We start from the raw sequence: 13,023 nt of genomic DNA, 5'->3' as shown, positions 1-13,023 counted from the left end.
GAGCATCGTTCCCTTTGCACCCGTGCGGCGAGATGCCGTGCCGAGTGCCCCGCAGTAGACGTGGGATTGGGAGACGTGTCCTAGGCCGCTGACGTCGCCTGCGACGAGCGGAGGATCTTGTCCAGGATCGCCGAGATCTCCGCGGTCTCGGCGTCCAGGAGCGTGATCAGCGCGACCCGCGACGTCTCCGAGCGCGCTTCCAGGGCCGCCGCGCTCAGCGCGCGCACGGTGCCCAGCTCGTGTATCAGTTCGTCCCACAGTGCGTTCATCGACAAAACCCCCATGTTCCCGGCCGCCAACGCAGGGCGACGAGAAGGCCTCACTTCTGTCGTCAGTAACAACGGGACGGCCCGGCCGAAGGTTACGAACTCGTCAAGAATCTCCATCCGTTCGCCGGGACGACCGGCGTGTCGGCGAGCGGAAACTGCTGATCCTCGTCCGACACGTTGAGCAGCAACAGGACCCACTCGTCACCGTGCGTGCTCCGCAAGGCGATCGCCGTGTTGGTCAGATGCTCCACGCTCGTCCGGGCCCGCACCAGCCACGGATGACGCCGCCGTACGCTGATCAGCTCCTGGTGCAGGCGGTACGTCGCCCACCCGTGCGGCGCCAGCTCGTCCGGGTCGCTCGGGAACGCCGGCCGGATCGCGTCGTCCCCGCCGGCCCGCTCCTCCTTCAGCCCCCGGAACGCCTGCTCGTCCCCCGCATACACACTCGGTACGCCGCCGACGGTGAACAGGATCGCCAACGCATGCCCCAGGTGGCGCTCGTCCTCGAGCCGGGAAGCAAGCCGGGTCACATCGTGATTGCCGACGAACGTCTGCGGCACGAACGTGTCCAACAGCGCGTTGTGCCGCCCGAGGGCGTACGACAGCTCGAAGAAGTTGCGGTCGTTGAGCGAACTCCAGATCGCCTTCCACAGCTCGTACTGCGTGACGGAATCGAGCCCGCTCTTCTCCACGTACGCCGTGTAGTCGCCGTGGATGACCTCACCGAAGTACCAGACATCCTTGTCCCGCGGCAGCACGGAGCGCCAGAATCCGGGCGGTACGGCGTACGCCGCGTCCAGGCGCCACGCGTCGACGCCGCGCTCGTTCCAGTACCGGAGGACGTCGCCGACGTACTGAGCGACCGCCGGGTTGCTGTGGTCCAAGGCCGGCAGATGGTCATGTCCCTCGAAAACGCCGTCGCTGAACCACTCCGGATGCGTGAACGACCGCGCGGCATGGTTGAAGACGCCGTCGAGCGCGACCCGCAGACCCCGAGCGTGCGCGGCGGCGATCAGCCGGTCGAAGTCGGCGTCGTCGCCGAGCCGCGGGTCGACGCGGAAGTGGTCGACCGTGTCGTACCCGTGGGTCTCCGAGGCGAAGATCGGCCCGAGGAGCAACCCCGAGCAACCGAGGTCGATCGCGTAGTCGAGCCAGTTCTCCACCTGCGGCAGGCGATGTACGACACCGGGCGTGGCGGCGGACTCGGCCCCGGTGAAGCCGAGCGGGTACAGGTGCCACCAGATCGCGTGGTCAGTCCACATGACGCCTCCTCAGCATCAGCGTAGGGATGATGGCTGACCGAACGTGTGGCGGCGGATCCAGGCGTGCATGGCGATCGCGGCGGCGGCGCTGGCATTGATAGAGCGGGTGGACCCGAACTGGGCGATCGAGAGGACGGAGGTGCACACCTGGTGGGCCTCGTCCGTCAGCCCGGGGCCCTCCTGACCGAAGAGCAGTACGCATGCGCGCGGCAGGTCGTACGTCTCCAGGGGCACCGAGCCCGGCAGGTTGTCAATGCCGATGATCGGCAGCTCCAGCGACGCGGCGTGAGCAGCCAGGTCGGCGAGCGTCGGGTGATGGCGGACGTGCTGGTAGCGGTCGGTGACCATCGCGCCGCGGCGGTTCCACTTGCGGTTGCCGACGATGTGGACCTCGGCGGCCAGGAAGGCGTTCGCGGTCCGGACCACCGAGCCGATGTTCAGGTCGTGCTGCCAGTTCTCGATCGCGACGTGGAACGGGTTCCGCTGCCGGTCCAGGTCGGCGACGATCGCCTCCAGCTTCCAGTAGCGGTACTTGTCGACCACGTTCCGCCGGTCACCGTGCGCGAGCAGCTCGGGATCGAACCGCGGGTCGTCCGGCAGGTCGCCCGTCCAGGGCCCGACGCCGACCTCGTTCGGCCCCACCATGTCAGCTCCCCGTACGTCATTGCTCAGGTCATGCACAGGTGGGGACGCTACCCTGTCCGCGTGCTTCCTCTTGTCGCGATGCTGATGCCCTCCTGGATGAACCCGGAGTACCTGCTGCACTGGCTGGGTGACTGGGCCCTCTGGGGCACGCTGATCGTGGTGTTCATCGAGTGCGGGGTGCTGTTCCCGATCCTGCCCGGTGACTCGCTGCTGTTCGCGGTGGGCCTGTTCATCGCACAGGGCACGATCCACGTGCCGCTCTGGCTGGCCTGCGTGATGCTCACGGTGGCCGCGTTCCTCGGCAACGTGTCCGGCTATTACATCGGCCGGTTCCTCGGTACGTCGCTGTTCAAGAACCCGGACGCGCGGATCCTGAAGCCGAAGTACATCGAGCAGACGCACGAGTTCTTCGAGCGGTACGGTCCGCGCGCGCTGGTGCTGGCCCGGTTCGTGCCGATCGTCCGGACGTTCATCACGATCGTCGCCGGCGCCGGGCGGATGGACCCGAAGAAGTTCTTCCTGTGGACCGGGGTCGGCGCGGTGATCTGGGCGCCGGGCATCACGCTGCTCGGGCACGCGCTCGGCAACGTCGAGTTCATCCACAAGAACCTCGAGGCCGCGCTCGTCCTGCTGGTGCTGATCTCGCTGATCCCGATGGTCGTCGAGTACTTCCTGGCCAAGCGGCGCAACCGCAGGTCCCCCGACAGCAGCGGCGACGCACCGCGGCACGCCGCACCTCGCTGACGTGCCCCAGGGCAAGTCTCCTAATGGCCGAACGGGAAGTGCGGCTCCGACCAGACCCAGTCGGTGCTGAGTTGCCGCAGGTCGACGACCTCGACAGGGCCGGTCGGTAGCGGGCCGACCACCTGGCCGGAGCCGAGCGAACAGGCCACCCGGATCCGGTCAGCCGCCTGGTACCAGACCAGCGCCCCCCGTGGCGCGGCCCCTTCGCGGAGCAGGGCGTGGTGGTCGAGCCAACTCACCGCATCGGCCGCGTCGTGCCAACCGCTGTCGTGCGCGTAGCCGAAGGCCATCCGCTGGAACTTCAGCGTCCAGTCCAGCCACGCCGCCGAACCGACACGTTCGAGCTGCCAGTTCAGCGCCGCCTCGGTGTCCCGCGGGTTAGCCACCCGCGGGACGTTCCGGCGCTCCACGGCAACCTCCCCCCAGGCCATAGGTGTCCTCCCCGATCCCCCGTCCTCGGCCGGTCGTGCCGTGGCATGGTCGGAATCCTGCCGCGCGCGGATACACGCGCCGTACATTCAGCCGGCCGCGGCGCCGGCTTCTGATCCGACCAGCAGCCGGCGGCAGTCGGCGGCGGCCGAGTCGTTGCCGGCCTGGTGCCACACGCGCGCGGCGCGTTCGAGGGTACGGCGGGCATTGTCCACGCTGCCGGTCGACAGATAGAGCTCACCGAGGTACTGCGCGGCCTGGCCTTCCACGCTGCGATCACCCAGCCGGTGGCCGACGTCGATCGCGTCCAGCAGCGTCCTCCGGGACGCGGCCACCTCACCGCGCTCCATCAGCGCCCGTCCGAGCAGCGCCCGGGTGTACGCCGCGCAGTGGTCGTCGCCCATCCCGTCGAAGATCGCCAGCGCCTTGCGCAACTGCCGGACCGCCTCGTCGTGCCGACCCTGGTGCACCCGGAGCGCCGCGATCCGCCGCCGTACCTTGGCCTCCCGGTGCGCGTCCGCCCGCCGTACGGCGATCAGGAACGCCTGTGCGAGGTACTGCCGGGCGGTGTCCAGGTCGCCGCGGACCAGGTACACGTTCGCGGCCGCGGTCCGCGCCAGTGCCTCGGCGTTCGCGTTGCCGTCCTCGACGAACGCCTCGATCGCCTTCTCGTACTGCGCCAGCCCGGCGTCCCGCTCGCCGCGTTCCCGCAGCCAGGTGCCGAGCCCGACCGCAGCGACGCCCTCACCCAGCCGGTCACCGACCTCGGCGAACGCCTGCGCTGCGGCGTCGAAGTGCCGGCGAGCGGTGTCCCAGTCGTCCTGGTAGACCGCGAGCTGACCGAGGTTCCGGTGCATGATCGCCTCGCCGTGCCGGTCGCCGCACGCGATCGCGCTCCGCAGACCCTGCTGGTGCGAGCCGTTCCAGTCGTCGAAGCCGGCCCGCAGGTCCAGGTACGGCCCCCAGGCGGCGGCGATCCGCCAGGCGTACTCGTGCAGCCCGTTCTGCGCCGCGGCCCGGATGGCCGGCACGAACGTACTGCGCTCGCTGTCGAACCATGCGATCGCGTCCGTCTCGGTGAACGGCGACGGGTCCGGCGCTGTCAGCGGACCGGTGTGCTCGAGGACGCCGAAGTACTCGAACGACAACGCGTTGTTGGCGCGGCGGATCTTGTTCAGGATCGCGTCGACGACCGTCTCCACGTCCCGGACCGCCTGTGCGCGCTCCTCGTCCGTACCGACGCCGAGCGCGTGCAGCCGCAGCAGGTCGTGCACCCGGTAGCGCGCCGTACCGCGGTGGTCGACCGAGCTGATCCGGACCAGGTTGACCTCGATCAGCCGGTCCAGACTGCGCCGTACGGCGGCCGGCGACGCCACGGCCTCCAGCGCCCGCGCCGAGAAGACACCGACCGCGAAATGCCCGATCAACCGGTACAACCGGGCTTCCCCAGGGCTTAGCGCGTCGTAGCTCAGGTCCGCGCTGGTCCGTACGGCGAGTTCGCCGATGCTGAGCTCGTCCAGCCGCGACGTCTCGTCCCGCAGCCGCCGCGCCAGTTCCCGCGCGCTGAGGTCGGGCCGTTGCGCCAGGCGGCTGCCGACGATCCGGATCGCCAGCGGCAGGTTCGCGCAGGCGGCGAGGATCTCCTCGGCCTCCGGCGACGACGGGTCGATCCGGCCGGGGCCGGCGACCGACGCCAGCAGCCGGGCTGCCTCGCGGTCGTCGAACGTGTCGAGCGGCGTACTGTCCGCACCGGCCAGGTCCATCAGCCGGTTGCGGCTCGTCACGACCACGGCCGACGCACCGGTACCGGGCATCAGCGGAGTGACCTGGCCGGCGGTGGCCACGTCGTCCAGGATGATCAGCACCCGGCGGCTGGCCAGCTCGGACCGCAGCATCGCGGAGCGCCGCTCCGGGTCCGTCGGGATCGCGAAGTCCGGCAGATTCAGGCTCAGCAGCAGGTCGGTGAGCGCACCGGCCGGGTCGCGCGGGTGGGTCGCGCCGTGCATGTCCAGGTAGATCTGGCCGTCCGGGAAGTACTCCCGAACCAGGTGCCCGAGCCGCACGGCCAGCGAGGTCTTGCCGGTGCCAGGTGCACCGGAAATGACTGCCACGGGCGGCCGTACCGGGTCACGGCCGCAGACCAGATCCCGCAGCTGCTCCACGAGCTCCTGGCGTCCGCTGAAGTCAGCCAGGTCCAGGGGCAGCTGGCTGGGCGGTCTTACCGGGTCTTTGAGCTCAGGAGCGGCCATGGGCCCCGGCTGCACCACCGGGCTCGGGCGGTCCGCCGTACGGTCGGCGGGGATGCCAGGGTTGGGCCAGTTGGCCGAGCGGCCGTTCTCGGCGCGGGCACCGGCGGCCTCCAGCTCAGGGCCCGGCTTGATGTCCAGCTCGTCGGCAAGCGTCTGGACGGCCTTCGCGTACGCCGCCCGCGCCTCGCCCACCCGGCCCGCGGCCACCAGCGCGTCGACCAGCCGCCGCCACAGCTGCTCGTCGTACGGGTCCTCGGTCAGCCGTGCACTCAGCAGTACGGCGGCACCGCTCGCGTCGCCGTACTCCAGACGCAGGTCCAGCAGACTGTCGACCAGGCCTCGGTGCTGCGCCTCCAACCGGGCGATGGACCCCTCCCAGGCCGCAGGCATCGGCAGGTCCTCGAGCGGACGGCCCCGCCAGAGCGAGTACGCCCGGGACAGCACCTGCATCGCCTGACGGCCGTCACCGGCGTCCCGAAGGTGCCCGCCCTCGGCGAGCAGCGACTCGAACAGGCTGGCGTCGAGCTCGTCGACGCCCACCTCGATGCTGTAGCCCGCCGCCGAGGTATCGATCGGCGCGGGCAGCCCGGCGTCCTGCAGCACGCCGCGGAGCGCCCGGACGTACGTCCTGATGTTGGCGGTGGCGGACCGCGGCGGGGTGTTCTCCCAGAGCGCGTCCGCGATCAGATCGGTGGAGACGAACCGGTTCGGGTGCAGCAGCAGCGTGGCCAGCAGTTGCCGGGGTTTCGCGGCCTTCAGCGGCTGCCCCTGCGCGTGGACGAGCCGCAGAGGTCCGAGGATCCCGTACCTCAGACTGTCCACTCGCCCGACCTCTCCACTCTTGAACCGACCTATCGTGGCATCCCGTGCTGCCCGGCGTGAAGGCCGATGTACGCCGGATGTATGTCACTGGGACAGGGTTGTCACCGGTACCGGGGGGAGGGCAGGCCCGGAAGTGGCGACTTGACCGCCGTCACACCGGGCCTGGCACTGGGAGTGAGTCCGGGTTCGGGGGACCTGGATCACGGGGAACCGGTGCTACTGGCCACCGGTGAATGGCGGCTGTCCGTCCTGTGGCGCGGGGGAACCCGCAGGCGGCCCGCCCACCGGTGGCTCTCCCTGGTAGCCCTGCTGCGACTGCTGCGGCGCCGGGTAGCCGCCCTGCCCCTGCTGGCCCTGGTACGCCTGCCCCTGGTACGGCGGCTGCTGGGCCGGCTGCTGCTGGTAACCGCCCGGGATCTGCTGCTGTGGGTAGTTGCCCTGCTCCCCCGGCATCTGCGGGTGGATCTGGCCGGACGACGGGGCGCCCTGCTGCATCTGCGGCGGCGCCTGCTCACCGGCGACCGAGCCGATCGTGCCGAACGAGACCTGCGGGACCGCACGGACCTGCTCGTCCTTGACCTCGAAGTACCCGGCCTTCTCGAACTTGAAGCCGTTCGCGATCAGGTTCGACGGGAACGCCTCGATCCGGGTGTTGTAGTCGCCGACGTTCGCGTTGTAGAACCGGCGGCCGGCCGCGATCCGGTCCTCGGTGTCGGTCAGCTCGCGCTGCAGACCGAGGAAGTTCTGGTTCGACTGCAGCTGCGGGTACTGCTCGACCGAGATCATCATCTGCCGCAGCGCACCGGACAGCTCACCCTCCGCGGCCGCCCGCTGCTCCGGGTTCGCGCCCTGCGTGTTCACCGCCTGGGTGCGCAGCCGCGCGACCTCCTCGAACACGTGCCGCTCGTGCGCCGCGTACGCCCGGACGGTCTCGACCAGGTTCGGGATCAGGTCGTACCGGCGGTGCAGCTCGACGTCGATCTGCCGCCACGACTCCTGGATCAGGTTCCGCTGCTTGACGAACCTGTTGTACGACGTGATCAGCATGATCGCCACGATGACGACGACCGCGACGATCGCGATGATGACCCAAAGCATGACAAGAGCTCCCGAGAGTTGGCAGTGCTGTACGCGACTCTACGGGTAGAGAGTGTCTACTGCTGGGGGTACTGCTGACGCGGGTCGACTCCCGCGTAGTCGCGCCAGACGTACGGCGGGACCTGCTGGACCACCTGTTCCAGCAGCGAGAGCCGGTTCATCACCTCGTTCGGGTCGTGCGCGCCCTTGTCCCAGCCGACCAGCGAGTTGCCCTCGATCCGCCAGCCGATCTCGCCGCGGGCCAGCAGCAGCTCCATCATCCGCGGCGTCACCACCGCGTGCCCGAACCGCTCGTCGTCGGCCTTCACCCGGAACGCCCGGTTGAACTGGTCGCTCTCGAACTGCAGGTCCCGGAACCCGAGCGCGTTCGCCACCGCGCCGCCGAAGATGCCCTCGTGCGTGACCTCCAGGTGCGGCAACGCCCCCGGCAGCTGCAGCACGACGACGCCGAACTTGTGCGTGGTCGTCGTACGGCGGCCCTTCGAGTCGGTCGAATGCGTCTGGTAGCTGTAGTCGAAGGCAACCATTTGGTGACCGTTGAACGGGCCGGACAGCACGTTCTGCACCCGCCGGTGGTCGCCGGAGTCGAACGGCGTACCGGACCACTGACCCGCCAGCGAGTTGTTGGACTCCAGGTACGACCAGCCCTGCTGGCGGGCGAACCCGGCGAACAGCTCACGGCGTTTCTTCGCCCGGTAGTAGTTGAAATAGAAGATGCCCCCGGCGACCAGGAGTGCCACCAGGAAGATCACGATCGTGCTGGACTGCATCAGCTCAGCCCCAGGTCCTCGAGGCCGAACACGGACCGATATTCCAGCCCTTCTGCTTCGACCCGTTCCTGGGCGCCGGTCGAGCGGTCCACGATCACCGCGACCGCGACCACCTCGGCGCCGGCCTCGCGGAGCGCCTCGACCGCGGTCAGCACCGATCCGCCGGTCGTCGACGTGTCCTCGACCGCGAGCACCCGGCGGCCCTTCACGTCCGGCCCCTCGATCCGGCGCTGCAGGCCGTGCGTCTTCTCGGCCTTCCGGACCACGAACGCGTCGAGCGTCCGGCCCTGCTGGGCGGCAGCGTGCAGCATCGACATCGCGACCGGGTCCGCGCCGAGCGTCAGGCCGCCGACCGCGTCGTACTCCAGGTCCTTGGTCAGCTCGAGCATCGCCGGGCCGATCAGCGGCGCGGCGGCCGCGTCGAGCGTGATCCGCCGGAGGTCGACGTAGTAGTCGGCCTCCTTACCGGAAGCCAGCGTCACCTTCCCGTGCACGATCGCCTTGGTCTTGACCTGCTCCAGCAGTCCGTCCCGGTCGTAGCTCATGAGCCTTGAGCTTAGATGACCTCGGTTCCACGAGTGTGCAGAGGAACTGCAAAGGCTGTGTACGACGTGTCGATGGACGGCGGTGGTTGCCCCGGACGACGATGTGGGCATGAAGGCGCTGGTGAAGGCCGAGGCGAAGCCGGGCCTGTGGCTGCAGGACGTTCCCGAGCCGAAGATCGAGGCCGACGAGGTACTGATCAAGGTCCTCCGGACCGGGTTGTGCGGCACCGACCTGCACATCCAGAACTGGGACCCGTGGGCACAGAAGAACGTCCCGGTGCCGATGGTGACCGGGCACGAGTTCTGCGGCGAGGTGGTCGAGGTCGGCGTCGGTGTCCGCGACGTCGCGGTCGGTGACCTGGTCAGCGGCGAGGGCCACTTGGTCTGCGGCCGCTGCCGCAACTGCCGCGCCGGCCGCCGCCACCTGTGCATCAAGACCCGCGGCCTCGGCGTCCACGTACCGGGCGCGTTCGCGGAGTACGTCGCGCTGCCGGCCACCAACGCCTGGGTCCACAAGGACCCGGTCGACCTCGACGTCGCCGCGATCTTCGACCCGTTCGGGAACGCCGTACACACCGCACTGTCGTTCCCGCTGGTCGGCGAGGACGTGCTGATCACCGGCGCCGGCCCGATCGGCGTGATGGCCGCCGCCGTCGCGCTGCACGCCGGTGCGCGGAACGTGGTGATCACCGACCTGTCGGAGTACCGGCTGGACCTGGCCCGGAAGATCGGCGTCACCCGCGCGGTGAACGTTGCCGAGGAAACGATCGCACAGGCCCAGCAGAGCCTCGGGATGCGCGAGGGCTTCGACGTCGGCATGGAGATGTCCGGGCAGCCGGCCGCGCTCCGCGAGCTGCTCGCGAACATGACGCACGGCGGCAAGGTCGCGATGCTCGGGCTGCCGGCCGACGAGATCGCGATCGACTGGGGCACGGTGGTGCTCAACATGCTGACCATCAAGGGCATCTACGGCCGGGAGATGTTCGAGACCTGGTACTCGATGTCGGTGATGCTGGAGCGCGGCCTGGACCTGACGCCGGTGATCACCCATCGATTCGGGTACGGCGACTTCGAGCGCGCGTTCGACGTCGCGCGGCAGGGGCAGTGCGGCAAGGTGATCATGGACTGGACTCGGGAAACGCTGGAGGAGAAGCACTGATGTTCGGGCGGATGCGGGACGACCTGAAGGCGACCATCGGCGAGATCCGGGACGCCGGGCTGTACAAGTCCGAGCGGGTGATCACGTCACCGCAGCAGTCGCTGATCTCGGTTGCCAGCGGCAACGAGGTGCTGAACTTCTGCGCGAACAACTACCTCGGGCTGTCCGACCACCCGGAGGTCGTCGCGGCGGCGAAGGAAGCCCTGGACCGGTGGGGCTTCGGGCTCTCCTCGGTGCGCTTCATCTGCGGTACGCAGCAGATCCACAAGGACCTGGAAGGTGCCCTGAGCAACTTCCTCGGCACCGAGGACACGATCCTCTACAGCTCCTGCTTCGACGCGAACGGCGGCCTGTTCGAGACACTGCTCGGCGCCGAGGACGCGATCATCTCCGACGAGCTGAACCACGCCAGCATCATCGACGGTGTCCGGCTGTCGAAGGCCCGGCGCTACCGGTACAAGAACCGCGACATGGCCGATCTGGAGGCGCAGCTCAAGGACGCCGCCGACGCGCGCTACCGGCTGATCGCCACCGACGGCGTGTTCTCGATGGACGGGTACGTCGCCCCGCTGGACGAGATCTGCGACCTGGCCGAGCGGTACGACGCGCTGGTGATGGTGGACGACTCGCACGCGGTCGGCTTCGTCGGCCCGGACGGCGCCGGTACGCCGTCGCTGTTCGGGGTGAAGGACCGCGTCGACATCGTCACCGGCACCCTCGGCAAGGCCCTCGGCGGCGCGTCCGGCGGCTACGTCTCCGCCCGCCGCGAGATCGTCGAGCTGCTCCGCCAGCGTTCCCGCCCGTACCTGTTCTCGAACTCGCTCGCCCCGGCCGTCACCGCCGCGTCACTGAAGGCCCTGGAACTGATCGGCACCTCCAGCGCCCTCCGCGACAAGCTCGCCGCCAACACCGCGCTCTTCCGCACCAAGATGACCGAAGCCGGCTTCGACGTCCTCCCCGGCGACCACCCGATCTCCCCGGTGATGATCGGCGACGCCGCGGCCGCCGGACGGCTCGCGGACAAGCTGCTCGACCTCGGGATCTACGTGATCGGCTTCTCGTACCCCGTCGTACCGCAGGGCAAGGCGCGCATCCGGGTGCAGCTGTCCGCGGCGCACTCCACCGAGGACGTCGAGCGCGCGATCGCGGCGTTCGTCGAGGCCCGGAACGCGTTGGCCGAAGAGGGCTAGAGTTACCCGGTCCGTCCCCGGGTGAGGAGCCTCATGCGCCAGTTGGTGGCCGTTGTCGGAGTTGTGAGTGCAGTGTTCGTCGCGGGATGCGGCGCCGACGAGGGGCCGGCCACCACGGCGCCGTCGCCCGCCTCGCCGAGCAGCGCACCGACGACCCGGCCGCCCGACGAGGCGCGGTACCAGCCGCCGACGTCTGCTCCGGTCGTACGGACGACCCCGACGGCACCTACCCTCGCCGCCGCGGGAGCGAAGTACCTGCAGATCACCCGGCCGTACAACGTCGCGCTGGAGAGCTTCGAGAAGGCGGCGAACGAGAACATGTCGGTCACGACGCTGCAGAACCGCGCGAAGGCGGTCGCCGCCGCGAACCTCGCCGAGTCCCGCGCCCTGCTGAAGGTCACCTGGCCGACCTCGGTCTCGAAGCAGATCCGCGCCCTCGCGAACGCCGACGCCGCCGCCCGCCCGCACTGGCTGAAGATCGCCGCCGCCGACACCAAGTCCGAGATGGCCGACCACCTGAAAGAAGCGACAGCCGCCGGCAACAAGGCCCCGTCCGCCCAGATCCGCCAGCTCCTCCACCTCCCGAAGTACAACGAGAAGGACTACAGCTGACCGAGCGCCAACGCGCCTGGAGATCCCGCACGGTGCAGCCCGCCCGGGTGCCCTACCGCAAGGTGCGGCCACGCCTTCGGCTGCCGAAAGACACCACGAGCCTCGACCTGCTCGATCGGGACGACCGCATCCGATGCGGATGTACTGCGACAGCAGCGCCCTGATCAAGCGGGTCGTCGCCGAGCCGGAGTCCGACGCACTGATAGCCACGTCACCGGGCCGACCGTGACGCTCTCAGTTGGGCAGTTCGGCCAGATCCGCGCGGTACCAACTGCGTCCCACGAAGACGTGGATGACCGAGCCTCGGCTGACGACCTTCGAGGTCGGCGGAGGGGCCTCGCCGTCCGGTAGGACCACGTCGTACTTGTCCTCGATCGCCAGCTGCTCGCTCCCGAGACGGGCAACGACGAGCCGCTGTCCGTCGTAGAGACCGACGCGGTCCTGATGGACTGCGATCGCTGTGACTCTCTGGACTTCGTTGCGCCAGGCCCGCACTGTCTCACCGCCTACCTTCACCAGTGGAAAGTCGGCGTAGTAGCAGCTCCAGGCCGTCTCACCGATCACGTTCAGTGCGTAGCAGTCGTCGACCGGTGGCAACCCGTGGCTGGTGCAGGAGAACTCCCAGTCGCTGGTCAGGTCGCGCGTGTACCTGATGAGTCCGGGGGCTCCGATCGGTTCGGTGCCCGGACCGTCGCCCCAGCCGAGGTTGCCGTAGACGCCCTCGTCGGAGTAGCCGACCCATACCTGTCCCGACGCGGTCGTCTGCACCTGCTCGATGCCGTCGCCGAGCAGTCCTTCGGCGATCGGCTGCCCCGGCGCGTCGTACACGGTCGCGTTGGACGGTACGCCGTCCGCCCGCCACGGGACGCGGGTCCCGACGAGGAGGAATCCGCCGCCAGGCATCGGCTGGACGGTCGGGAAACGGAACCGGCAGTCAGGAATCCCGACCATGTGGCTCAGGCCTGGCGCATAGAGGGCTGCGCGTACTGCGACCGGCCGGGCGAGTGGCCCGAGGCCGAAGTCGCTCGTCAGCAGTGCGGCTGCGTCGGCGGCTGCCCACAGAGCGACTGCCTCCCCGAGCGGACCGACAGACACGCTCACGAGCTCGTCACCCGGCAACGGTGGTTCGAGGTCGGCGACGTGGGTCAGGGAGAGTCGGGTCCGCCTGCGGAGGAACGGCATGCCCCCAGGGTGGCAGGCGGGTGGTGTGTGCAGCATGTGATTTGTCG

Annotated in this window: 13 protein-coding genes; 4 read left to right on the top strand and 9 right to left on the bottom strand. The window is 69.4% G+C overall.

What is annotated here, in order from left to right; genetic code table 11:
- Positions 1 to 80: 80 nt before the first annotated feature.
- From AB0M51_RS18240 to AB0M51_RS18230, 3 genes are all read right to left on the bottom strand, one after another.
- Positions 81 to 269: a hypothetical protein gene (locus tag AB0M51_RS18240; RefSeq protein ID WP_344194358.1), complete on the bottom strand. Its 189-nt coding sequence runs from the start codon at positions 267 to 269 to the stop codon at positions 81 to 83.
- Positions 270 to 361: 92 nt separating this feature from the next.
- Complete coding sequence (locus AB0M51_RS18235) at positions 362 to 1,531, bottom strand: alpha-amylase family protein (protein ID WP_363749628.1); 1,170 nt, start codon at positions 1,529 to 1,531, stop codon at positions 362 to 364.
- 15 nt (positions 1,532 to 1,546) lie between these two features.
- Entirely contained in the window at positions 1,547 to 2,176 is a 630-nt protein-coding gene (locus AB0M51_RS18230; protein ID WP_344194354.1) for a TrmH family RNA methyltransferase, read from the bottom strand.
- Positions 2,177 to 2,236: 60 nt separating this feature from the next.
- Here AB0M51_RS18230 and AB0M51_RS18225 point away from each other — a divergent pair, with 60 nt between their 5' ends.
- The gene (locus AB0M51_RS18225; protein ID WP_363749627.1) at positions 2,237 to 2,920 is read left to right on the top strand and encodes a DedA family protein; all 684 of its coding nucleotides are present in this window, start codon (positions 2,237 to 2,239) and stop codon (positions 2,918 to 2,920) included.
- A 20-nt stretch (positions 2,921 to 2,940) separates the two neighbouring features.
- Here AB0M51_RS18225 and AB0M51_RS18220 read toward each other — a convergent pair whose 3' ends face one another.
- The 5 genes from AB0M51_RS18220 to pyrE all read right to left on the bottom strand — a co-directional run bounded on the left by AB0M51_RS18220 (position 2,941) and on the right by pyrE (position 8,833).
- Positions 2,941 to 3,351, bottom strand: coding sequence for a hypothetical protein (locus tag AB0M51_RS18220; protein WP_344194350.1), 411 nt, complete (start codon positions 3,349 to 3,351; stop codon positions 2,941 to 2,943).
- Between the two features lie 87 nt (positions 3,352 to 3,438).
- Entirely contained in the window at positions 3,439 to 6,420 is a 2,982-nt protein-coding gene (locus AB0M51_RS18215) for a BTAD domain-containing putative transcriptional regulator (RefSeq protein WP_363749626.1), read from the bottom strand.
- A 216-nt stretch (positions 6,421 to 6,636) separates the two neighbouring features.
- Complete coding sequence (locus tag AB0M51_RS18210) at positions 6,637 to 7,518, bottom strand: LemA family protein (protein WP_363749625.1); 882 nt, start codon at positions 7,516 to 7,518, stop codon at positions 6,637 to 6,639.
- Between the two features lie 56 nt (positions 7,519 to 7,574).
- A complete protein-coding gene (locus AB0M51_RS18205) occupies positions 7,575 to 8,288 on the bottom strand; it encodes a hypothetical protein (RefSeq protein WP_344194344.1) in 714 nt (237 codons plus the stop codon).
- Entirely contained in the window at positions 8,288 to 8,833 is a 546-nt protein-coding gene (pyrE, locus tag AB0M51_RS18200) for an orotate phosphoribosyltransferase (RefSeq protein WP_344194343.1), read from the bottom strand. Before pyrE ends, AB0M51_RS18205 begins: the two co-directional genes overlap by 1 nt.
- A gap of 109 nt (positions 8,834 to 8,942) precedes the next feature.
- On the opposite strand from pyrE, the gene tdh reads away from it, so the two are divergent.
- Genes tdh through AB0M51_RS18185 form a run of 3 tightly spaced genes read left to right on the top strand, consistent with a single transcriptional unit; the run spans position 8,943 to position 11,794 of the window.
- Complete coding sequence (tdh, locus tag AB0M51_RS18195) at positions 8,943 to 9,992, top strand: L-threonine 3-dehydrogenase (RefSeq protein ID WP_363749624.1); 1,050 nt, start codon at positions 8,943 to 8,945, stop codon at positions 9,990 to 9,992.
- Positions 9,992 to 11,182 (top strand): glycine C-acetyltransferase, encoded by a 1,191-nt coding sequence (locus tag AB0M51_RS18190; RefSeq protein ID WP_363749623.1) that lies wholly within the window; start codon positions 9,992 to 9,994, stop codon positions 11,180 to 11,182. The genes tdh and AB0M51_RS18190 overlap by 1 nt, the downstream gene beginning before the upstream one ends.
- A gap of 33 nt (positions 11,183 to 11,215) precedes the next feature.
- Positions 11,216 to 11,794: a hypothetical protein gene (locus AB0M51_RS18185; RefSeq protein WP_363749622.1), complete on the top strand. Its 579-nt coding sequence runs from the start codon at positions 11,216 to 11,218 to the stop codon at positions 11,792 to 11,794.
- 234 nt (positions 11,795 to 12,028) lie between these two features.
- On the opposite strand, the gene AB0M51_RS18180 is transcribed toward AB0M51_RS18185, so the two are convergent.
- A complete protein-coding gene (locus AB0M51_RS18180) occupies positions 12,029 to 12,976 on the bottom strand; it encodes a hypothetical protein (protein ID WP_344194336.1) in 948 nt (315 codons plus the stop codon).
- Positions 12,977 to 13,023 lie beyond the last annotated feature (47 nt).

Source organism: Kribbella sp. NPDC051137 (assembly GCF_040682535.1).
Lineage (GTDB): Bacteria > Actinomycetota > Actinomycetes > Propionibacteriales > Kribbellaceae > Kribbella > Kribbella karoonensis.
This window is presented reverse-complemented; position numbering and strand designations above follow the sequence as displayed.

What these genes read in the sequence shown, in the direction of transcription:
- AB0M51_RS18240 (WP_344194358.1), bottom strand. Translation starts at nt 269, where the DNA reads ATGAACGCACTGTGGGACGAACTGATACACGAGCTGGGCACCGTGCGC.
- AB0M51_RS18210 (WP_363749625.1), bottom strand. Translation starts at nt 7,518, where the DNA reads ATGCTTTGGGTCATCATCGCGATCGTCGCGGTCGTCGTCATCGTGGCG.
- AB0M51_RS18190 (WP_363749623.1), top strand. Translation starts at nt 9,992, where the DNA reads ATGTTCGGGCGGATGCGGGACGACCTGAAGGCGACCATCGGCGAGATC.
- tdh (WP_363749624.1), top strand. Translation starts at nt 8,943, where the DNA reads ATGAAGGCGCTGGTGAAGGCCGAGGCGAAGCCGGGCCTGTGGCTGCAG.
- AB0M51_RS18205 (WP_344194344.1), bottom strand. Translation starts at nt 8,288, where the DNA reads ATGCAGTCCAGCACGATCGTGATCTTCCTGGTGGCACTCCTGGTCGCC.
- AB0M51_RS18235 (WP_363749628.1), bottom strand. Translation starts at nt 1,531, where the DNA reads ATGTGGACTGACCACGCGATCTGGTGGCACCTGTACCCGCTCGGCTTC.
- AB0M51_RS18220 (WP_344194350.1), bottom strand. Translation starts at nt 3,351, where the DNA reads ATGGCCTGGGGGGAGGTTGCCGTGGAGCGCCGGAACGTCCCGCGGGTG.
- AB0M51_RS18185 (WP_363749622.1), top strand. Translation starts at nt 11,216, where the DNA reads ATGCGCCAGTTGGTGGCCGTTGTCGGAGTTGTGAGTGCAGTGTTCGTC.
- AB0M51_RS18230 (WP_344194354.1), bottom strand. Translation starts at nt 2,176, where the DNA reads ATGGTGGGGCCGAACGAGGTCGGCGTCGGGCCCTGGACGGGCGACCTG.
- AB0M51_RS18180 (WP_344194336.1), bottom strand. Translation starts at nt 12,976, where the DNA reads ATGCCGTTCCTCCGCAGGCGGACCCGACTCTCCCTGACCCACGTCGCC.
- pyrE (WP_344194343.1), bottom strand. Translation starts at nt 8,833, where the DNA reads ATGAGCTACGACCGGGACGGACTGCTGGAGCAGGTCAAGACCAAGGCG.